At 37.0% G+C, this 21,761-nt stretch carries 22 protein-coding genes and 2 tRNA genes; all 24 read left to right on the top strand.

All coding sequences use genetic code 11. From position 1 onward, the window contains the following. The first annotated feature begins 2 nt into the window (after positions 1-2). Positions 3-1,463: a bifunctional methyltransferase/pyrophosphohydrolase YabN gene (gene yabN / locus Q9B79_RS26225; protein ID WP_306188872.1), complete on the top strand. Its 1,461-nt coding sequence runs from the start codon at positions 3-5 to the stop codon at positions 1,461-1,463. 14 nt (positions 1,464-1,477) lie between these two features. After that, entirely contained in the window at positions 1,478-1,753 is a 276-nt protein-coding gene (locus Q9B79_RS26220) for an RNA-binding S4 domain-containing protein (RefSeq protein ID WP_001234876.1), read from the top strand. 58 nt (positions 1,754-1,811) lie between these two features. Continuing rightward, entirely contained in the window at positions 1,812-2,120 is a 309-nt protein-coding gene (gene yabP / locus Q9B79_RS26215) for a sporulation protein YabP (protein ID WP_306188869.1), read from the top strand. Beyond that, entirely contained in the window at positions 2,117-2,770 is a 654-nt protein-coding gene (yabQ, locus tag Q9B79_RS26210; protein ID WP_306188867.1) for a spore cortex biosynthesis protein YabQ, read from the top strand. Before yabP ends, yabQ begins: the two co-directional genes overlap by 4 nt. After that, complete coding sequence (divIC, locus tag Q9B79_RS26205; RefSeq protein ID WP_001208736.1) at positions 2,767-3,126, top strand: cell division protein DivIC; 360 nt, start codon at positions 2,767-2,769, stop codon at positions 3,124-3,126. The genes yabQ and divIC overlap by 4 nt, the downstream gene beginning before the upstream one ends. A gap of 87 nt (positions 3,127-3,213) precedes the next feature. Further along, positions 3,214-3,696, top strand: coding sequence for a S1 domain-containing RNA-binding protein (locus Q9B79_RS26200; RefSeq protein WP_000021452.1), 483 nt, complete (start codon positions 3,214-3,216; stop codon positions 3,694-3,696). A gap of 160 nt (positions 3,697-3,856) precedes the next feature. Then, a tRNA-Met gene (locus tag Q9B79_RS26195) sits at positions 3,857-3,930 on the top strand. A 13-nt stretch (positions 3,931-3,943) separates the two neighbouring features. Next, positions 3,944-4,015 (top strand) — tRNA-Glu (locus tag Q9B79_RS26190). Positions 4,016-4,274: 259 nt separating this feature from the next. Then, on the top strand, positions 4,275-6,746 hold the full coding sequence (spoIIE, locus tag Q9B79_RS26185; RefSeq protein WP_001123533.1) for a stage II sporulation protein E: 2,472 nt from the start codon (positions 4,275-4,277) through the stop codon (positions 6,744-6,746). A gap of 218 nt (positions 6,747-6,964) precedes the next feature. Continuing rightward, complete coding sequence (gene tilS, locus Q9B79_RS26180; RefSeq protein ID WP_306188863.1) at positions 6,965-8,395, top strand: tRNA lysidine(34) synthetase TilS; 1,431 nt, start codon at positions 6,965-6,967, stop codon at positions 8,393-8,395. Further along, positions 8,392-8,934, top strand: coding sequence for a hypoxanthine phosphoribosyltransferase (hpt, locus tag Q9B79_RS26175; RefSeq protein WP_000981838.1), 543 nt, complete (start codon positions 8,392-8,394; stop codon positions 8,932-8,934). Before tilS ends, hpt begins: the two co-directional genes overlap by 4 nt. Before the next feature lie 85 nt (positions 8,935-9,019). Next, positions 9,020-10,921, top strand: a complete 1,902-nt coding sequence (ftsH, locus tag Q9B79_RS26170) for an ATP-dependent zinc metalloprotease FtsH (RefSeq protein WP_001079658.1) — start codon at positions 9,020-9,022, stop codon at positions 10,919-10,921. Positions 10,922-11,146: 225 nt separating this feature from the next. Continuing rightward, positions 11,147-11,935 carry a type III pantothenate kinase gene (locus Q9B79_RS26165; RefSeq protein ID WP_000578367.1) on the top strand — a complete coding sequence of 263 codons (789 nt, stop codon included), beginning with the start codon at positions 11,147-11,149 and terminating at the stop codon, positions 11,933-11,935. A gap of 6 nt (positions 11,936-11,941) precedes the next feature. Then, on the top strand, positions 11,942-12,817 hold the full coding sequence (gene hslO, locus Q9B79_RS26160) for a redox-regulated molecular chaperone HslO (protein ID WP_306188859.1): 876 nt from the start codon (positions 11,942-11,944) through the stop codon (positions 12,815-12,817). Positions 12,818-12,931: 114 nt separating this feature from the next. Beyond that, positions 12,932-13,855, top strand: a complete 924-nt coding sequence (gene cysK, locus Q9B79_RS26155; protein ID WP_099686265.1) for a cysteine synthase A — start codon at positions 12,932-12,934, stop codon at positions 13,853-13,855. Between the two features lie 220 nt (positions 13,856-14,075). Further along, positions 14,076-15,473 carry an aminodeoxychorismate synthase component I gene (pabB, locus tag Q9B79_RS26150; RefSeq protein WP_306188857.1) on the top strand — a complete coding sequence of 466 codons (1,398 nt, stop codon included), beginning with the start codon at positions 14,076-14,078 and terminating at the stop codon, positions 15,471-15,473. A gap of 5 nt (positions 15,474-15,478) precedes the next feature. Further along, complete coding sequence (gene pabA / locus Q9B79_RS26145) at positions 15,479-16,066, top strand: aminodeoxychorismate/anthranilate synthase component II (RefSeq protein WP_306188855.1); 588 nt, start codon at positions 15,479-15,481, stop codon at positions 16,064-16,066. Then, positions 16,060-16,932 (top strand): aminodeoxychorismate lyase, encoded by an 873-nt coding sequence (gene pabC / locus Q9B79_RS26140; RefSeq protein WP_306188853.1) that lies wholly within the window; start codon positions 16,060-16,062, stop codon positions 16,930-16,932. Before pabA ends, pabC begins: the two co-directional genes overlap by 7 nt. Beyond that, entirely contained in the window at positions 16,907-17,767 is an 861-nt protein-coding gene (folP, locus tag Q9B79_RS26135; protein WP_306188850.1) for a dihydropteroate synthase, read from the top strand. Before pabC ends, folP begins: the two co-directional genes overlap by 26 nt. Continuing rightward, the gene (gene folB / locus Q9B79_RS26130; protein WP_098254731.1) at positions 17,768-18,130 is read left to right on the top strand and encodes a dihydroneopterin aldolase; all 363 of its coding nucleotides are present in this window, start codon (positions 17,768-17,770) and stop codon (positions 18,128-18,130) included. It begins immediately after the preceding gene. After that, positions 18,127-18,642: a 2-amino-4-hydroxy-6-hydroxymethyldihydropteridine diphosphokinase gene (folK, locus tag Q9B79_RS26125; RefSeq protein WP_098254732.1), complete on the top strand. Its 516-nt coding sequence runs from the start codon at positions 18,127-18,129 to the stop codon at positions 18,640-18,642. The genes folB and folK overlap by 4 nt, the downstream gene beginning before the upstream one ends. Continuing rightward, positions 18,594-18,797 carry a helix-turn-helix domain-containing protein gene (locus Q9B79_RS26120; RefSeq protein WP_000387027.1) on the top strand — a complete coding sequence of 68 codons (204 nt, stop codon included), beginning with the start codon at positions 18,594-18,596 and terminating at the stop codon, positions 18,795-18,797. Before folK ends, Q9B79_RS26120 begins: the two co-directional genes overlap by 49 nt. A gap of 23 nt (positions 18,798-18,820) precedes the next feature. After that, a complete protein-coding gene (gene dusB, locus Q9B79_RS26115; RefSeq protein WP_098254734.1) occupies positions 18,821-19,819 on the top strand; it encodes a tRNA dihydrouridine synthase DusB in 999 nt (332 codons plus the stop codon). 155 nt (positions 19,820-19,974) lie between these two features. Then, entirely contained in the window at positions 19,975-21,474 is a 1,500-nt protein-coding gene (lysS, locus tag Q9B79_RS26110; RefSeq protein WP_048526409.1) for a lysine--tRNA ligase, read from the top strand. Positions 21,475-21,761 lie beyond the last annotated feature (287 nt).

The raw sequence follows: 21,761 nt of genomic DNA, 5'->3' as shown, positions 1-21,761 counted from the left end.
TTGTGAGTGGAATCATTACTATTTTAGGATTAGGTGCTGGTGAATTAGATCAGTTAACGATGGGTGTATATCGAAAAATAAAAGAAGCAGATCACATGTTTGTTAGAACGAAGGAACATCCCGTTATAGAAGAGTTGGAAAAAGAAGGTATACAATATACTGCTTTTGACAATGTATATGAAGCACATGATACATTTGAAATTGTATATGAAACAATTGCGAATACATTGCTAGAAAAAGCTGAAGGTGCAGAAATCATCTATGCTGTTCCAGGGCATCCGCTTGTAGCGGAAAGAACGGTTCAGCTACTGTTGGAAAAAAGTGAAGTAGCGAATATTGAAGTGCGAATTGAAGGTGGACAAAGTTTCCTTGATCCTATGTTTGCAAGTCTTAAGATTGATCCGATTGAAGGATTCCAATTAATTGATGCTACATCATTTGAAAGAGGACAATTAGAATTACGTCAACATTTAATCTTTTGCCAAGTATATGACGCATTCGTTGCATCTGATGTGAAATTAACATTAATGGAGATGCTACCAGATGATTATGAAGTGTATATCGTAACAGCTGCAGGGACTTCATTTGAACAAGTTAAAAAGGTGCCGTTGTATATGTTAGATCATGAAACGGAGTTGAATAACTTAACGAGCGTATATGTACCACCAGTTCAGGAACGTGCTTCCTTGTATCAACAGTTTGATGTACTTCGAGAAATTATTGCAGACCTTCGTGGCCCGAATGGTTGTCCGTGGGATAAAAAGCAAACGCATCAATCTTTAAAGAAGTATTTAATTGAGGAAGCTTATGAAGTGTTGGAAGCAATTGATGAAGAGGACGACGATCATTTAGTAGAGGAACTAGGTGATGTATTACTACAAGTTATGCTGCATGCTCAAATCGGAGAAGATGAAGGTTGGTTCTCTATAGATGATATTATTCGAACTTTATCTGAGAAAATGGTTCGTCGCCATCCGCATGTGTTTGGGAATATAGATGTAAATAGTGCCGATGAAGTACTTGTCAATTGGGAAGAAATTAAAAAACAAGAAAAGGGATTTGTGAAAGAATCCGTTTTAAATGGAGTTCCCAAAAGTTTGCCACAGTTACTACGTGCGTATGAAATCCAGAAAAAAGCTGGCAAGGTTGGTTTTGATTGGGTTGATGTACAACCAATGATAGAGAAAGCCTTAGAAGAGTGGCACGAGTTTCAACAAGAAGTTACAAACATGGATGAGGCAAAGATGTTAAGTGAATTTGGTGATTTACTATTTGCGTTTGTTAATATAGCTCGTCATTATAAAATAGATCCAGAAGAAGCGTTACGTTCAACAAATGAGAAATTTGTCAGTCGTTTCTTATACATGGAAGCAAAGGTAGCTGAAATGAATAAAGAGATGCAAGATTTATCATTAGAGCAGTTGGATGTTTTATGGGAAGAGGCAAAACAAACAGAGCGTTAATAGGGGGATTTAATATGCGTCTAGATAAGTTTTTAAAAGTATCACGTTTAATTAAAAGAAGAACATTAGCAAAAGAAGTAGCTGATCAAGGAAGAATATCCATTAATGGTCAAGTGGCGAAAGCGAGTTCTGATGTGAAAGTGGCTGATGAATTAACAATTCGTTTTGGTCAAAAAATAGTAACTGTAAAGATAAACGAATTGAAAGAAACGACTAAAAAAGAAGATGCAGCAAATATGTATAGCTTAGTTCGCGAAGAAAAAGTAAAGGCTGAAGAAGGCTTGTTCTAAAATCAATTATCCCTTCATACATTACTATTAGCTAGTATAAATGTATGGGGGGATTTACGTGAATAATGGTTACTCACCTATGTCTTCTAGTCAACAAAATGTTTCTGTAGAACATGATATTATTATGCGTGGTAGGCGTGTAATTGATATTACTGGTGTAAAGCAGGTAGAGAGTTTTGATAGCGAAGAGTTTTTACTTGAGACCGTAATGGGCTTTTTAACAATTCGTGGTCAAAATTTGCAAATGAAAAATTTAGATGTAGAAAAAGGCATTGTATCGATTAAAGGGAAAGTTCATGAGATGTTGTATATTGATGAGAATCAAGGGGAGAAAACTAAAGGATTCTTTAGTAAGTTGTTTAAATGAGTTTAACAATTCAGTTGTATACGATGCTCTCAATGATCGGAATGGGTGCTTGGATTGGAGCGTCTTTAGATACATACCAACGATTTTTAAAACGTCAGGAACGTAAACGTTGGCTTGTATTTATACATGATATACTATTTTGGATTGTCCAAGCATTATTCGTTTTTTACGTATTGCTTCTTGTAAATGAAGCTGAACTGCGTATATATGTATTTTTGGCATTATTATGCGGTTTTGCGGCATACCAAAGCTTATTGAAGGCAATATACATGAGACTGTTAAATTTTCTCATCTATATTTTTGTGCAAATAACACACTTTTTTGTTCAAATTATACAGCTACTCATGATAAAACCTGTTATTATTATAGCGCAGCTATTTATTGCATTTATATTATTCTTATTTCGTATACTGCTTTCAATTGGACATGTGTTATGGAAAATGGTGATTTGGATATTACTTTTCATATGGAAAGTTTTTTTCTGGCCTGTTCGATTTATTGCTTCGCTCATATGGAAACTTCTCCCTAATCGTGTTAAACTTTTTGTAATGAAACATGTAGGGTTCCTGCAATATATAGCAAAGTTGAAGGAACATATCTTCCAATTATGGGAGCGTATAAAAAAGAAGTTAGGGGGACCTCGGAAATGAGGGAACTGAGACAAAGAACAATCGAAAAACAGAGTCCAAATCCTGTTAAAGAGCATATAATACAAACGGATGAGAACAGGAAGCGACTTTATCGCCGTTTAGCGGTTTTTCTTGTCTTTGCTTTTACAATTATTGCGAGTATTAGTGTAACGTTTTATCAACAAAACAGTTCCATTAAAGCAAAAGAAGCAAAAGTTAAGGACATGAAAAAAGAACTGGATTCATTAACGAATAAAGAAAAGAGTCTAAAAGACGAAGTTCAAAAGTTGAATGATGAAGAGTACGTATTAAAGATTGCTAGAAGGGATTATTTCTTCTCTGGAAAAGGGGAGATAATTTTTCCTGTTTCTAAGTAGAGTATGTCTTATTGACACTATATTTTAGGATTATATATAATAAAGTAAAATTTGACTTTTTAACCACTAAGGAGGAGCATTTTTTTTATGTCAATCGAGGTAGGCAGCAAGTTACAGGGTAAAGTAACAGGTATTACAAATTTTGGGGCTTTTGTGGAGCTGCCAGAAGGCTTAACGGGTCTTGTTCATATTAGTGAAGTTGCTGATAATTATGTGAAAGATATTAACGATCACTTAAAAGTGGGCGACCAAGTAGAAGTAAAAGTTATTAACGTTGAAAAAGATGGTAAGATCGGTCTATCTATTAAAAAGGCGAAAGAGCGTGAAAAAACAGAAGGAGATCGTCCACGTGGTGAATATCAACGCGGTGGTGATCAACAACGTTCTGGACGTCCACAACGTAATCGTTCTTTCAACAGAGATAACCGCGGTGGCGGTAACGACCGCGCTCCAAAAGAAACATTCGAGCAAAAGATGGCACGTTTCTTAAAGGATAGCGAAGATCGTTTAACTTCTTTAAAGCGTAACACAGAATCTAAACGTGGTGGCCGTGGCGCACGTCGCGGATAATAAGAACGTTTAATTCTTAGTATATAGAGAGGTGCCCAGGGCGATTGCTCGGGGTGCTTTTTTATATGTGAAAATATATTTTTAAAAAAGTTTTAAAGATGTGTTGACTTTAAATTATATCTGAGGTAAGATACTAATTGTCCGTTAAATAAGACGACATGGCGGTGTAGCTCAGCTGGCTAGAGCGTACGGTTCATACCCGTGAGGTCGGGGGTTCGATCCCCTCCGCCGCTATATTTAATTTAACGGCCCGTTGGTCAAGTGGTTAAGACACCGCCCTTTCACGGCGGTAACACGGGTTCGAATCCCGTACGGGTCATCTAAAAAGATCATGCAAATGTGCATGATCTTTTTTTGTTAAATAAAATAAGACATACAACACTTCTACAAAATCACCCTATATTTTCTGAATGTTCGGTTAAAATATTAAAGATAAAATACATACTGTGTATATATGTAGAGTTATTTCGAATAAAAAGTCGAACGATTATAAAAGTGAAAACTGTTGTTTTGACAAAAATCCCAATAATCATCTTTTATAATGACAGTAATTAAACTATGCAGGTGGTGTTAAAAATATGCCTAAAGCAGGAAGGAATACTATGAATACAAGTGCATTGGCAATGAATGAGGGTCAGCTTGGAGGAGTAAAGTGGACGAGTAAGTTGCGAATGAAGTTTGAGCAAGTTTTCTTCAGATGGGGATTTATTATTGTTGTTATTGGTTTTCTTTTGGGACGAGCATATATATTAACAAACATTTTACCGTTTGCACTGCCGTTTTTTGCTGCTGTTTATGTTATGAAGCGGGATAAAATGCCGCTCGCGTTCTTGGCTCTAATGGGGGGCGCACTTTCAGTGTCGATAGATAATTTATTCTTTACCTTTGCATCTATCTTTACTTTCTTCATTTATAATATCTTCTTTAGTCGGTTTACACGTAAAACTGTTGGACTTGTACCATTCCAAGTATTTATCTCTGCATTAACCGCACATTTAGTTGTTGTATATTTTGCACAACAAACTGTTACCATGTACGATTTACTCGTTAGTACGATTGAGGCAGGGCTTAGCTTCGTATTAACTATGATATTTTTACAAAGTGTCCCGCTTTTAGTAGAAAGAAAAGGGAAACAACAAGCGTTAGAGACGGAAGAAATTGTTTGTTTAATTATATTACTAGCATCTGTTTTAACAGGTACAACAGATTGGTTTGTATATGACGCTTCTATTCAACATATTTTCACTAGATATTTAGTGCTCGTGTTTGCATTTATCGCAGGAGCAGCTACAGGATCTACAGTGGGGGTCGTCACTGGATTAATATTAAGTTTGGCAAATGTCTCCAGTTTGTCCCAACTTAGCCTGCTTGCTTTTTCTGGGCTACTTGGTGGTTTGCTAAAAGAAGGAAAGCGGTTAGGTGTTAGTTTGGGTTTATTAATTGGGACGAGCTTGATTACGCTATATGTAGACAAGCAAACAAACATTGTGACAACTTTAATTGAATCTGGTGTAGCGATTGCTTTCTTCTTATTAACACCGAAGCTTGTTATGGATCGTATTGCTAAATTCATGCCAGGTACACAGGAGCATTCGCAAGATCAACAACAGTATTTAAGAAGAATGCGTGATGTTACAGCGAATAAAATCAATCAATTTGCCAATGTATTTGCTGCTTTATCTAATAGCTTTTCTGTATATGGATATGTGGAAGAGGAAGATAAAGAGACAGAGGCAGATTTGTTCTTAAGTACAATTACTGCAAAAACATGTCAAACATGTTTTAAGAAAGATCAATGCTGGGTAGTTAATTTCGATAAAACGTACGATTATATGAAACAAATAATGAGCGAAACGGAAGAAGGAACTCTGCAGCATAATCGGAAGTTAGTTCGTGAATGGGACAAGCATTGCGTGAGAGGGAAGAAAGTGACGGATTTAGTAGCAGGTGAATTAGATCACTTCTATGAGGGACAAAAATTAAGAAAACAGATGAAAGAAAATCGTAGAATAGTAGCGGAGCAACTATTAGGTGTATCAAAAGTTATGGAGGATTTTGCCAAGGAGATACAAAGAGAAAGAGAAAATCATCAAGTACAGGAAGAACAAATTTTGCAAGCATTTCGTGATTTTGGTGTAGAAATAGAACATGTTGATATTTATTGTTTAGATAGAGGAAGTATTGATATTGAAATGTTGATTCCAGTTGCATCTAATGAACATGGAGAGTGTGAAAAATTAGTTGCACCAATGCTTTCGGATATCTTAAAGGAAAATATAGTTGTAAAACATGAAGAAAAATCTTCTTATCCGAATGGCCACAGCTTAATATCATTTGGTTCAGCAAAAACGTATTCTCTTGATACTGGATTGGCCACAGCTGCGAAAGGCGGTGGGTTTGTTTCAGGTGATTCTTATGCGATGATGGATTTAAGTGTTGGGAAATATGCTCTTGCAATTAGTGATGGTATGGGAAATGGGCAAAGAGCTCATATGGAGAGTAAAGAAACAGTGAAATTATTACAAAAAATACTTCAGTCAGGCATTGATGAGGAGATAGCGATTAAATCTATCAACTCTATTCTTTCTTTAAGAACAACAGAAGAGATGTTTACGACGTTAGATTTAGCTATGGTAGATTTGCGAGATGCAAGTGCGAAGTTTTTAAAGATTGGATCGACGCCAAGTTTTGTTAAACGTGCAAATAATATTTTGAAAATTGAAGCAAGTAATTTACCGATGGGAATTATTGAGGATGTTGAAGTCGATGTAGTGGGTGAGCAATTAAAGACGGGCGATATTCTTATTATGATGAGTGATGGGATTTTTGAGGGCGCGCAACATGTGGAGAATCACGAGTTATGGATGAAGCGGAAAATTAAAGAGTTACAAACTGAAGATCCACAAGAAATTGCTGATATCATTATGGAAGAGGTGATTCGCTCTGGCGATGGTTATATAAATGATGATATGACTATTGTAGTAGCGAAAGTGAAGAAAAATATGCCGAAGTGGGCTACCATTCCAATTGTAGGAATGCAGGCGCAATAAATTTGAAGTGTGATGTTTCTTTCTAAAACCTAGGTGGATGCCTAGGTTTTTTTGCTTTAAAAGATAATATTATTACTTTTGTGAATATGTACGGATGATGTAAGATAAAAATGTAATTTTTGTATATCTTTTTTTTGCACAATGTTTGTAAAAGTTGTACCATTATAAACAAGGTAACTAACGTTGCTGTTCTTGTTTAATGAAAGGTGATTACGAAGTTGAAAGATACATTTGTTGAAAAGGTAGATGACTTTGTAAAGCAGCATGATGTATTAAAGGAACGCTCAACAATTGTTGTAGGGGTTTCTGGTGGTCCTGACTCTTTAGCTCTTCTATATTATTTGTTAGAAAAAAGAGCAGCAAAACAGTTTGAGATTGTAGTAGCGCATGTGGATCATATGTTTAGAGGTGATGAATCTCATGAGGACCTACAGTTTGTGCAGGACCTTTGTAAAGGACTGGGAGTTATTTGCGAAACGATAAGGATTAATGTGTCGCAATATCAACAGCAATATGGGATGAATGCACAAGTTGCTGCTAGAGAATGCAGATATGCATTTTTGGAAAGAATAATGAAGAAATATGATGCGAGATATGTAGCCCTTGGACATCATGGTGATGATCAAGTAGAGACGATTTTAATGCGGCTTGTACGAGGGAGTACTCCGAAAGGATATGCAGGAATTGCAGTGAAGCGTCCTTTTCATAATGGGTATTTAATTAGGCCGTTACTTGGAGTAACGAAGGAAGAAATTGTTGATTACTGTCATAAGCTAAAAATAATTCCTCGTATAGATCCAAGTAATAAAAAGGAAGTATATACAAGGAATCGATTACGTAAATATGTTCTTCCTCATTTGAAAGAAGAAAATCCACAAGTGCATGAGAAATTCCAAAAATTTAGCATGCAGATGCAAGAGGATGAGGCGTATTTGCAGGAATTAGCTTTTGAGAAAATGAATAAAGTAATTACAAAAAAAAGTGATAAACAAATTAGCTTATCAATTCCTGCCTTTGAATCCATGTCTATGCCTTTACAAAGAAGAGGGATTCAACTAATATTAAACTATCTTTATGAATATAAGATTCCATCTTCTCTTTCCTCTATACATATTGACAAAGTGATTGAGTTTTTTAAGCGGACACAACCTTCGGGTTCACTTGATTTCCCAGGTGATTTAAAAATTGTTCGCGCATACGAGGAGTGCAGCTTTGGATTTAAACAAGAAATTGTTTCTCCTTTCTTACAAGATTTATCAGTTCCCGGCACAATTACGCTATCGAACGGGGATAAGCTTGTAACGGAGGTGAGCGAAGATATACCAAGTAACATGAATGAAACAGTTTTTGTTGCTAAGTATAATGATATATCATATCCACTTCGTATTCGTTCTAGAGAAAATGGAGATCGCATGTCAATACAAGGTATGAATGGCACCAAAAAGATAAAAGCTATTTTTATCGAAGCGAAAGTACCAAGAGAAAAAAGAGAAGAATGGCCGGTCGTTTGTGATGCAAGTGGGAACATTATTTGGGTACCCTTGTTGAAACGATCTGCATTTGCTATCTCGAAAGAGGTAACAAAGAAGGATAAATATATGATTATTCACTACAAAAGCAAGGAGTCTTCCGGGAGGATAATGAAATGATGAATCAAGATATCGAAAAAGTATTAATTTCTGAAGAACAAATACAAGAAAAGGTGCTCGAATTAGGTGCAATTATTGCAGAGGATTATAAAAATACAGTACCTCTTGCGATTGGTGTACTAAAGGGTGCAATGCCATTCATGGCAGATTTATTAAAGAGAACAGATACATATCTTGAAATGGATTTTATGGCTGTATCTAGTTACGGTCACTCAACTGTTTCAACAGGCGAAGTGAAAATTTTAAAAGACCTTGATACTTCTGTAGAAGGTCGCGATATTTTAATCGTTGAAGATATTATTGATAGCGGTCTTACGCTAAGCTACTTAGTAGACCTATTTAAATATCGTAAAGCGAAGTCTGTAAAAATTGTTACGTTATTAGATAAACCAACAGGCCGTAAGGTAGATTTGAAAGCGGATTATGTTGGATTTACTGTACCGCATGAATTTGTTGTAGGGTATGGGTTAGATTATAAAGAGCAGTACCGTAATCTTCCTTATGTAGGAGTATTAAAACCAAGCGTTTACTCAAATTAATTAAATACAGGCGTCACAATTGTATAGGAAAGTTTTTCTATGTTACGATTTACTATAGTGTTTATGCCGTGAGAGGAGGTTAGGAATGAATCGTATCTTCCGTAATACCATCTTTTATTTACTGATATTCCTAGTAGTAATTGGAATCGTGAGCTATTTTAATGGTTCGACACAAAAAACGACATCAGTTAGCTACGATAAATTCATTACTAAACTAGAAAAAGGTGAAGTTCGTAATGTGCAACTTCAACCGAAAAATGGTGTATTTGAGGTAAAAGGACAATTTAACAACTCTAGCCAAGGAGAACAATTTGTTACTTATGCACCAAATACTGAGGAATTACAAAAGAAAATTAATGACAAAGCGCAAGGTGCTGAAGTTAAGTATCAACCAGCAGAAGAAACAAGTGCTTGGGTAACATTCTTTACTTCTATCATTCCGTTTGTTATTATCTTCATTTTATTCTTCTTCTTGTTAAACCAAGCTCAGGGCGGCGGTAGCCGTGTTATGAACTTCGGGAAAAGTAAGGCGAAGTTATATAATGACGAAAAGAAAAAGGTTCGTTTCAGAGATGTTGCTGGGGCGGATGAAGAGAAACAAGAGCTTGTTGAGGTAGTTGAATTCTTGAAAGATCCTCGTAAGTTCGCTGAAGTTGGTGCCCGTATTCCGAAGGGTGTTCTATTAGTTGGACCTCCAGGTACAGGTAAAACTTTATTAGCACGTGCTGTTGCAGGTGAGGCAGGCGTTCCGTTCTTCTCTATCAGTGGTTCTGACTTCGTAGAGATGTTTGTAGGTGTCGGTGCATCACGTGTACGTGATTTATTTGAAAATGCAAAGAAAAATGCTCCTTGTATCATTTTCATTGATGAAATTGATGCAGTAGGACGTCAACGTGGCGCAGGTCTTGGTGGTGGCCATGACGAGCGCGAGCAAACGTTGAACCAATTACTTGTTGAAATGGATGGATTCGGTGCAAACGAAGGTATTATTATCATCGCTGCGACAAACCGTCCTGATATTCTTGACCCAGCATTATTACGTCCAGGTCGTTTTGACCGTCAAATTACAGTAGATCGTCCAGATGTAAATGGTCGTGAAGCTGTACTTAAAGTACATGCTCGTAATAAGCCGCTTGATGAGAATATCAACTTAAGAGCAATTGCAACTCGTACGCCAGGATTCTCTGGTGCTGATCTTGAAAACTTATTAAACGAAGCTGCTTTAGTAGCTGCGCGTCAAGATAAGAAGAAAATTGATATGAGTGACATTGATGAAGCAACGGATCGTGTTATTGCAGGTCCGGCTAAGAAAAGTCGTGTTATCTCTGAAAAAGAACGTAATATCGTTGCTTTCCATGAAGCGGGCCATACTGTAATTGGTGTTGTTCTTGATGAAGCTGATGTCGTTCATAAAGTAACAATTGTCCCTCGTGGTCAAGCTGGTGGATATGCAGTAATGCTTCCGAAAGAGGATCGTTACTTCATGACAAAGCCAGAATTACTTGATAAAATCACTGGTTTACTTGGTGGTCGAGTAGCTGAGGAGATTGTTTTTGGTGAAGTGAGTACAGGTGCTCACAACGACTTCCAACGTGCGACTGGCATTGCAAGACGTATGGTTACGGAATTCGGTATGAGTGATAAGCTTGGACCAATGCAATTTGGTAGTTCGCAAGGTGGTCAAGTGTTCTTAGGAAGAGACTTCCATTCAGAACAAAACTACAGTGATGCAATTGCACACGACATCGATGTGGAAATGCAAACGATTATGAAAGAATGTTATGCTCGTGCAAAAGACATTCTTACTGAAAATCGTGATAAGCTAGACCTTATTGCAAAAACGTTACTTGAAGTAGAAACGTTAGATGCTGAGCAAATCAATCATTTATGTGATTACGGCAGATTGCCAGAACGTCCAACATCTTCAGCTGATGTGAAAGTAAACATCAACATGAAGAAGGACGATGAAGAATCAGAAGATAAGTAAGAGATGAAGGAGTGACGATGGTCACTCCTTTTTTTATTTGTGGAATGAAATGAAGTAGAAAAAGAATTTAAATAAATATGGTATTAAAAATTGAAATGAAGCGTAATCTTTTTGTAAAATGATGAGGATAGAAAAGCTGATTATATAAGTATGTGTGATATGATGTTTTTATAAGTTTTATACATACTGCACAAATATAGATTAAATAAGATAAGTGGTGAGAATATGATTTTTGTATTGGATGTAGGGAACACAAATGCTGTACTAGGCGTGTTTGAAGAGGGGGAACTCCGTCAACATTGGCGCATGGAAACAGATCGTCATAAGACAGAAGATGAATATGGAATGCTTGTAAAGCAATTGCTTGAGCATGAGGGTCTTTCATTTGAAGATGTGAAAGGTATTATCGTGTCTTCAGTCGTACCACCAATCATGTTTGCTTTAGAGCGCATGTGTGAAAAGTATTTTAAAATTAAACCGCTTGTAGTAGGTCCTGGAATAAAAACCGGGCTAAATATTAAATATGAAAATCCACGTGAAGTAGGTGCGGACCGAATTGTAAATGCAGTAGCTGGAATCCACTTATATGGAAGTCCGCTTATTATTGTCGATTTCGGTACGGCTACTACATATTGTTATATTAACGAAGAAAAACATTATATGGGTGGCGTTATTACACCGGGAATTATGATTTCAGCAGAGGCTTTATACAGTAGAGCGGCAAAACTTCCTCGTATTGAAATCACAAAACCAAGCAGTGTTGTTGGGAAGAATACGGTAAGTGCAATGCAATCTGGTATTCTTTATGGTTATGTTGGACAAGTGGAAGGTATTGTTAAGCGTATGAAAGAGGAAGCTAAACAAGAACCAAAAGTTATTGCAACAGGTGGATTGGCGAAATTAATTTCAGAAGAATCGAATGTAATTGATGTTGTAGATCCATTCCTAACATTAAAAGGTTTGTATATGTTATACGAGCGTAATGCAAATTTACAGCATGAGAAAGGTGAATAAATAAGTATGAAAGATTATTTAGTAAAAGCGTTAGCGTTTGATGGAGAAGTGCGTGCGTATAGTGTACGTACTACTAATACTGTAAGTGAGGCGCAAAGACGTCATGATACATGGAGAACAGCTTCAGCGGCACTTGGTCGTTCTTTAACTGCGGGTACAATGATGGGCGCAATGTTAAAAGGTGACCAAAAGCTAACGATTAAGGTAGAAGGTAATGGCCCGATTGGTCCTATCTTAGTAGATGCTCATGCAAATGGGGATGTACGTGGTTACGTAACGAATCCACATGTTGACTTTGAGGGAACGGAACAAGGGAAATTACGTGTATATCAAGCTGTAGGTACTGAAGGATTTGTAACAGTAATTAAGGATATTGGTATGCGTGAGCCGTTTATTGGTCAATCTCCAATTGTTTCAGGAGAATTAGGGGAAGACTTCACGTATTATTTTGCAGTTTCTGAGCAGACGCCTTCTTCTGTAGGTGTTGGCGTTCTTGTAAATGGAGATGACAGCATATTAGCGGCAGGTGGATTTATCCTTCAAATTATGCCGGGTGCACAGGAAGAAACAATTTCATTCATTGAAAATCGTTTGCAGAAGATTCCTCCTGTATCAACATTGATTGAACAAGGGCTTTCTCCAGAAGAGTTACTGTATGCAGTTCTTGGAGAAGATAAAGTAAAAGTATTAGAAACGATGGATGTTCAATTTAATTGCACATGCTCACGCGAACGTATTGAGAGTGTATTAATTAGTTTAGGTAAAACGGAGTTAGAGCAAGTTCGTGAAGAAGAAGAGGAAACAGAAGTTCATTGTCATTTCTGTAATGAGCGATATAAGTTTTCTAAAGAAGATATTACAAATTTAATTGAGAATTTGTAATAAGGGAAATTAAGGGGATTCACCTTCTAAATAGATTGACAAACAGGGAATTTTCTGACAAAATCTAAATATATACAAAACCAATAAAAATACTCGGTGTTAGGAGTGACAGGAATGCGAGTGGCACAATCAGTTTCAGAATTAATCGGGAAAACGCCGATCGTTAAGTTGAACCGCATCGTAGAATCAGACAGCGCAGATATATACTTAAAATTAGAATTTATGAATCCAGGGAGCAGTGTTAAAGATCGTATTGCATTAGCGATGATTGAAGATGCTGAAAAAAAGGGATTATTAAAAGAAGGTGATACAATCATTGAGCCAACAAGTGGTAACACAGGAATTGGTTTAGCGATGGTAGCGGCTGCTAAAGGATATAAGGCAATTTTAGTAATGCCAGAAACAATGAGTGTTGAGCGTCGTAATTTATTACGTGCTTACGGTGCTGAATTAGTATTAACTCCAGGTCCTGAAGGAATGGGTGGAGCAATTCGTCAAGCGACTGAATTAGCGAAAGAGCATGGCTACTTTATACCACAACAGTTCAAAAACCAATCGAATCCAGAAATTCATCGCTTAACAACAGGTCCAGAAATTGTTGAACAAATGGGCGACCAATTAGATGCGTTTATTGCAGGAATTGGTACAGGTGGAACGATTACTGGTGCTGGTGAAGTACTGAAGGAAGCATATAAAGATATTAAAATTTATGCAGTAGAACCTGCGGATTCACCAGTATTATCTGGTGGGAAACCGGGTCCACATAAAATCCAAGGAATTGGGGCGGGATTCATCCCAGAGACGTTGGATGTAGAAGTATATGATGAAATTGTTCAAGTAAAAACAGAACAAGCATTTGAATATGCAAGAAGAGTGGCGAAAGAGGAAGGTATTTTAGTGGGTATCTCTTCTGGAGCAGTTATTTATGCAGCAACAGAAATTGCGAAAAAGTTAGGTAAAGGGAAAAAGGTACTTGTTATTATCCCAAGTAACGGTGAACGTTATTTAAGTACACCACTTTATCAATTTGAATCTTAATTATATGTGATTGAAAAAGCATCCTTGAAAAAGGATGCTTTTTCTTTTTGGATTGGAAATAGGAAAAGAGTGAATGACTAGAAAACTTCATGTAAAATAAGATGTAGTATAATTAATTTATTTTCACTAGCCTTCGAGTATAACCCTTCTGTATACATAACAAATGTAGTTTGAGGTGGTTGCTTTAAGAAGGTGGGATAAAAGAAGACGGGGTGTTGATATGCAACGAAGAAAATCTTTAGCGCTTTCTATTCCATATCAGTTAGATTTCTTTAAGCAATATAAATTTCTTTCTAAGGATAAACCGCAACATATTTTGTTAGAGAGTGGACGTGGCGGTCGTTATAACATTGTGGGGTTGAACCCAGTAGCGGTAATCCAAGGGAAGGGTGAAACGTTACATATAAGTGAAAGTGGTAAGGAAACAATAAAGCGAGGAAATCCATTAGACTTAATGCAGGAATATATGGAGCAATGGAAAACAGACTATAATCCGGGGTACCCGCCATTTCAAGGTGGTGCAATTGGTTACTTTAGTTATGATTGCATCCGTTATATTGAAAAACTACCTTCTCTTGCAGAGGATGATATTAATATACCTGATATATTCTTTTTATTATTTGATGATGTGTTTGTGTATGATCAAGAAGAAAAAGTATTATGGATTATTACACATTATGTAGATAAGTATGAAGAGGCAAAAGAGCGATTAAATGAGTGGAAGATTCTTTGGGCGACAGAGGCGCCGGAAGTGACTATACCATTTGCATGTCCTGAAAAGAAAAGTGAAACAGTTGCTTTTACCGAAGGAAACTTTATGAAGGCGGTTGAATGTATTCAAGAATATATCGGGGCCGGTGATGTGTTCCAAGTAAACTTGTCGACAAGGCAAGAAAGAACGTTACAAACACACCCGCTAGAAATTTATACAAGTCTTCGTGAAATTAATCCATCTCCATATATGGGTTACTTGGAGCTTGGGGATTTTCAAATTGTTAGTGCTTCCCCTGAATTGTTAATTAAGAAACAAGGACAAGAAGTAAGTACAAGACCAATTGCTGGTACAAGATCCCGCGGTGCGAATGAACAAGAGGATGAAGAATTAGCAAGGGAATTAATTGAGAACGAAAAGGAACGAGCAGAACATGTCATGCTTGTAGATTTAGAACGAAATGATTTAGGGCGTATTTGTAAATATGGCACTGTAGAAGTAGATGAATTTATGGTAATTGAAAAGTACTCACATGTGATGCATATCGTTTCTAATGTGCGTGGTGAGGTGGAAGAAGATAAGGATGCTTTCGATTTAGTGAAAGCTGTATTCCCTGGTGGAACAATTACTGGTGCCCCGAAAATACGTACGATGGAAATTATTGAAGAATTAGAGCCTGTTCGCAGAGGGATTTATACAGGTTCAATTGGTTGGATCGGTTATTCTGGAGATACAGAATTGAATATTGTAATTAGAACACTTCTTGCTAAAGATGGAAAAGCTCATGTACAAGCAGGAGCGGGAATTGTAATTGATTCAAATCCAGAAAATGAATATAAAGAGTCGCTCAAAAAGGCGATTGCTTTATGGCGTGCAAAAGAACGTAGCGAAGAAATGGTTAGGTGAGAGAAATGATATTAATGATTGATAATTATGATTCTTTTACATTTAATTTAGTACAGTTTCTTGGAGAACTTGGACAAGAGCTTGTTGTTAAACGTAACGATGAAGTGACTATTTCAGACATTGAGAATATGAAACCAGACTTTTTAATGATTTCGCCAGGTCCATGTAGTCCGAATGAAGCAGGGATTAGTATGGAGGTTATTCGATACTTCGCTGGAAAGATTCCGATTTTTGGGGTTTGTCTTGGGCATCAATCTATTGCGCAAGTGTTTGGGGGAGAGGTTGTCCGTGCAGAACGATTAATGCATGGGAAAACGTCACCTATGCATCATGATGGAAAGACGATTTTTTCGGATATTCCTAATCCATTTACTGCGACGCGCTATCACTCCCTTATTGTTAAGAAAGAGACATTACCGGAGTGCTTAGAGGTAACATCTTGGACAGAAGAAGGGGAAATTATGGCGCTCCGTCATAAAACATTACCGATTGAAGGTGTGCAGTTCCATCCGGAATCTATTATGACTTCTCACGGAAAAGAGTTGTTGCAGAATTTCATTCGTAAATACAGTCCAAGTGTGACGTCATGTTAATTTACGTAAATGGTCAGTACGTAGAAGCGAGTGAAGCGAGAATTTCGCCGTATGACCACGGTTATTTATATGGTCTTGGAGTTTTTGAGACGTTTCGTATTTATAATGGCCATCCTTTCTTATTGGATGATCATTATGACCGTTTAATAGATGCGCTTGATACGTTGCAAATTAAATGGTCGATGACGAAAGATGAAGTAATGCTTATTTTGAAGAATTTACTCATTAAGAATAAATTAGAGAATGCGTATGTCCGTTTTAATGTATCGGCGGGTATAGATGAAATTGGATTGCAAACAGAAATGTATGAAGAGCCGTCTATTATTGTTTTTATAAAACCTTTAGCGGCCCCGGGAGATGTAGTGGAAAAAGAAGGGGTTGTCTTAAATCAAGTGCGAAATACACCAGAGGGTGCATCTCGCTTGAAGTCTCACCATTATTTAAATAACATTTTGGGGAAACGTGAAATAGGAAATGTTATGAATAAGGAAGGTATTTTCCTTACTGAAACAGGTTATGTTGCAGAGGGTATTGTTTCGAATCTCTTTTTTGTAAAAGGTGATATTTTATATACACCTTCGTTAAAAACGGGGATTTTAAATGGTATCACTCGTGCGTTTATTATAAAGGTTGCTGAAGAACTAGGCATAGAAGTAAAGGAAGGTTTCTTTACAAAAGATGAATTACTTTCAGCTGATGAAGTCTTCGTAACAAACTCGGTGCAAGAAATTGTTCCGCTTAATCGTATAGAGGGACGAGATTTCCCGGGTAAAGTAGGTATGGTTACAAAGAGGTTTATGAATCTTTATGAAATGCAGAGAGAGAAGTTGTGGAGCAGAAATGAATTGCGAAGAGGAGATGTGTAGTTTGAAGTGGGATTATGATTTGCGCTGCGGCGAATATACATTGAACTTAAATGAAAAAACTTTAATTATGGGGATTTTAAATGTAACGCCAGATTCGTTTTCCGATGGTGGAAGTTACAACGAGGTAGAGGCTGCGGTGCGCCATGCGAAAGAAATGCGAGATGAAGGTGCTCATATTATTGATATCGGTGGTGAATCTACTCGCCCGGGTTTTGCTAAAGTATCAGTGGAAGAAGAGATAAAGCGAGTTGTTCCGATGATTCAGGCAGTTTCAAGAGAAGTGAAATTACCTATTTCTATCGATACGTATAAAGCTGACGTTGCAAAACAAGCAATCGAAGCTGGTGCTCATATTATTAATGATATTTGGGGAGCGAAGGCGGAACCCAAAATCGCTGACGTTGCAGCTCATTACGATGTACCTATTATCTTAATGCACAATCGCGATAACATGAATTACCGCAATTTAATGGCTGATATGATTGCTGATTTATATGACAGTATTAAAATTGCTAAAGATGCTGGCGTACGAGATGAGAATATCATTTTAGACCCAGGTATCGGCTTTGCTAAAACACCAGAACAAAATTTAGAAGCGATGCGTAATTTAGAACAGTTAAACGTACTAGGTTATCCAGTTCTCTTAGGTACTTCAAGAAAGTCCTTTATTGGGCATGTGCTAGATTTACCGGTAGAGGAACGTCTTGAGGGAACGGGAGCTACCGTTTGTCTCGGTATTGAAAAGGGTTGTGAGTTTGTTCGTGTTCATGATGTGAAGGAAATGGCGCGTATGGCTAAGATGATGGACGCGATGATTGGTAAGGGGGTAAAGTAATTGGATAAAATTTATATTCATGATATGGAGTTTTACGGTTACCATGGTGTATTCCCAGAGGAAAATAAATTGGGCCAAAGATTTAAAGTGGACTTAACGGTGGAATTGGATTTGAAGCAGGCTGGAGAAAGTGATGACCTAGAGCGTTCCGTCAATTATGGAGAGCTTTTTGAATTATGTAGGAAAGTTGTTGAAGATAGAACGTATAAGCTTGTAGAGAGCATTGCTGAAAATATCGCTGCAGATATCTTGAAACAATATGAGAGTATTTCAAGATGTACGATAAAGGTGATTAAACCAGATCCGCCGATACCGGGGCATTATCGTGCTGTAGCAGTGGAAATTACGAGAGAACGTCCATGAATAATGTAGCTTACATTGCATTAGGTTCAAATATTGGAGAGCGTTATACGTATTTAACTGAAGCGATTCAGTTTCTAAATAAAAATCCATATATCCAAGTTGAGAATGTTTCGTCTGTATATGAAACGGAACCAGTTGGCTATACTGACCAAAGTTCCTTTTTAAATTTAGTTATAAAAATTTCTACCAATTTATCACCGCAAGAATTATTGAAAGTAACGCAAAAAGTAGAGAATGACCTAGGAAGAAAAAGGGAAATCAGGTGGGGGCCGAGGACTATCGACCTTGACATTTTACTATATAATCAAGAAAATATTGAAACAGAGAATCTTATTGTTCCGCATCCGCGGATGTTCGAAAGAGCTTTTGTTATCGTTCCGTTGTTAGAGATTAATCAAGATATAAAACAAAACATTTCACGTTCACAAGTAGAAGAAATGAAAAGGCGAGAGGGAGTAACGGTATGGAAGCAGAAAAATGGGGAAGACGCATTCGTGCTTTTCGAAAGCTAAAAGGTTATACGCAAGAAGGTTTTGCAAAAGAATTAGGGGTATCTGTATCTGTTTTAGGTGAAGTTGAGAGAGGAAATCGATCGCCTTCCCAAGATTTTGTAGTGGAAGTTGCTAAAGCATTAAAGGTCTCGATAGATGAGTTAATGCCAAAGTGACCAGGAAGGAAGGAGTAAATCGAGTGTTAAAAATCGCAAATATTGAGATGAAAAATCCAGTTGTATTAGCACCGATGGCGGGAGTGTGTAACTCTGCATTCCGTTTGACAGTAAAAGAATTTGGTGCAGGTCTAGTTTGTGCTGAAATGGTAAGTGATAAGGCGATACTACTGAACAATAAAAGAACGTTAGATATGTTATATATTGATGAGAGAGAAAAGCCATTAAGTTTACAAATTTTTGGTGGAGAAAAAGAAACTCTTGTAGATGCTGCGAAATATGTAGATCAATATACGACAGCAGACATCATTGATATAAATATGGGATGTCCGGTACCGAAAATCGTTAAGTGCGATGCAGGAGCAAAGTGGCTGTTAGACCCAAATAAAATATATGAGATGGTAGCGGCAGTTGTAGATGCTGTAAAAAAACCAGTTACAGTTAAAATGCGTATTGGTTGGGATGAGGATCATATTTTCGCAATCGAGAATGCAAAAGCTGTTGAGCGTGCTGGTGGACAAGCGGTAGCAGTTCATGGACGTACACGAGTACAAATGTATGAGGGGAAAGCGGATTGGGATATTATTAAACAAGTAAAGCAAGCTGTAAATATCCCGGTTATCGGAAATGGTGATGTTGCAACTCCACAAGATGCAAAACGCATGATTGATGAAATTGGTGTAGATGGCGTTATGATTGGTCGCGCTGCCCTTGGAGATCCTTGGATGATTTATCGTACGGTAAAGTATTTAGAGACAGGTGAATTAATGCCGGAACCGACAGTGCGTGAGAAAATTGACGTATGTATGTTGCATCTAGATCGTCTAATCGATTTAAAGAACGAAAGTGTCGCTGTAAGAGAGATGAGAAAGCATGCAGCTTGGTATTTAAAAGGTATTCGTGGTAATGCAAATGTACGTAATGGTATAAATGCTTGTAATACGCGTGAAGACCTTGCGAATGTATTAGGTGCATTTGTAGAAGAAGTAGAAGCGAAACAACAAACAATTCACGTTGGTTAATAATAGATAGGGAAGATTGACATTCTTCTATACACTTCCTATAATTACGTGAAAGAAGAACTGCCAGTGAGTCGCTGGCAGTTTTTCTAGTTGAGTAGAAAATGCTATACTGTATATATTGTAAAAATTAATAGAGCTGGAGTGATATCAATACCATGGATAACATGAACCACGAAGAATTAAACGACCAATTGCTTGTTCGTCGTGAAAAGCTACATAACTTACGTGAGCAAGGAATCGATCCGTTCGGTAAAAGATTTGAACGTACAAATGCAACAAATGACTTATTAAGCTTATATGGAGAGTTCTCTAAAGAAGAATTAGAAGAGAAAGAAATCTCTGTTTCTATCGCTGGTCGTATTATGACAAAGCGCGGTAAAGGAAAAGCTGGATTTGCGCATATTCAAGATTTACATGGACAAGTTCAAATTTATGTTCGTAAAGATGCTGTTGGAGATGAAGAGTACGAATTATTTAAAACAGCAGATTTAGGTGACTTAGTAGGTATTGAAGGTAAAGTGTTCAAAACGAACGTTGGAGAACTTTCAGTGAAAGCAACTGGCTTTACGCTATTAACGAAATCTCTGCGTCCATTACCGGATAAATATCATGGATTAAAAGATGTTGAACAACGCTACCGTCAACGTTACTTAGACTTAATTACAAGTATGGAAAGCCGTGAAACATTCGTTACTCGTAGTAAGATCATTCGTGAAATGAGAAGATACTTAGATGACAATGGTTATCTTGAAGTGGAAACACCTATGATGCATGCAATTGCAGGTGGAGCTTCTGCGCGTCCTTTCATTACGCATCATAATGCGTTAGATATGGAATTATATATGCGTATCGCGATTGAACTTCATTTAAAACGCCTTATTGTGGGTGGATTAGAAAAAGTTTATGAAATCGGCCGTGTATTCCGTAATGAGGGTGTATCAACTCGTCATAACCCTGAATTTACGATGATTGAATTATATGAAGCGTATGCTGATTATAAAGATATTATGAAACTAACAGAAAATATGGTTGCTCATATCGCGAAGCAGGTACTAGGTACAACGACAATCCAATATGGTGATTATGAAATTAATCTAGAACCAGAATGGACACGTCTTCATATGGTAGATGCAATTAAGGAACATTCTGGAGCAGACTTCTGGAATCCGATGAGTGTAGAAGAAGCGCGTGAACTTGCGAAAGAACATAATGTAGATATTAAGGATACAATGGAAGTTGGTCATATTATAAATGAATTCTTCGAACAAAAAGTAGAAGATAAATTAATTCAACCAACATTCATTTACGGTCATCCTGTAGAAATTTCGCCACTTGCGAAAAAGAATGACGAAGATCCACGATTCACAGATCGTTTCGAATTATTTATCGTTGCGCGTGAGCATGCAAATGCATTCACTGAGTTAAATGATCCAATCGATCAAAAAGAACGTTTTGAAGCGCAATTAAAAGAACGTGAACAAGGTAATGACGAAGCTCACATGATGGATGATGATTATATCGAAGCTCTTGAGTACGGTATGCCTCCTACAGGTGGACTAGGAATTGGTATTGATCGTCTTGTTATGCTATTAACAAATGCACCATCTATTCGTGATGTACTACTATTCCCTGCTATGCGTCATAAGCAAGACTAAGCTTTGGAGATTTCTCCAAAGCTTTTTTATTTAAGTATGAGTAGTAAAGTTTGATGGTGTGAGAAATTATATTTATATAGAAGAAATGTGCTGTTTTTATACTTTTTTACTAAGTTAAAAATTTTATTAGAAAAACTATTGCATTTTAATAATCAAACTGGTATATTTATATTCGTTGCCACGAAAGGTAACAAACAAAACAAACGAAAAACAACTTATTGAAAAAAGTTGTTGACGAAAATATAACAAAATGTTATATTGATAAAGTCGCTTCTGAGCGGCAGACA

This window comes from Bacillus sp. MHSD_36 (assembly GCF_030757775.1).
Classification (GTDB): Bacteria; Bacillota; Bacilli; order Bacillales; family Bacillaceae_G; genus Bacillus_A.
This window is presented reverse-complemented; position numbering and strand designations above follow the sequence as displayed.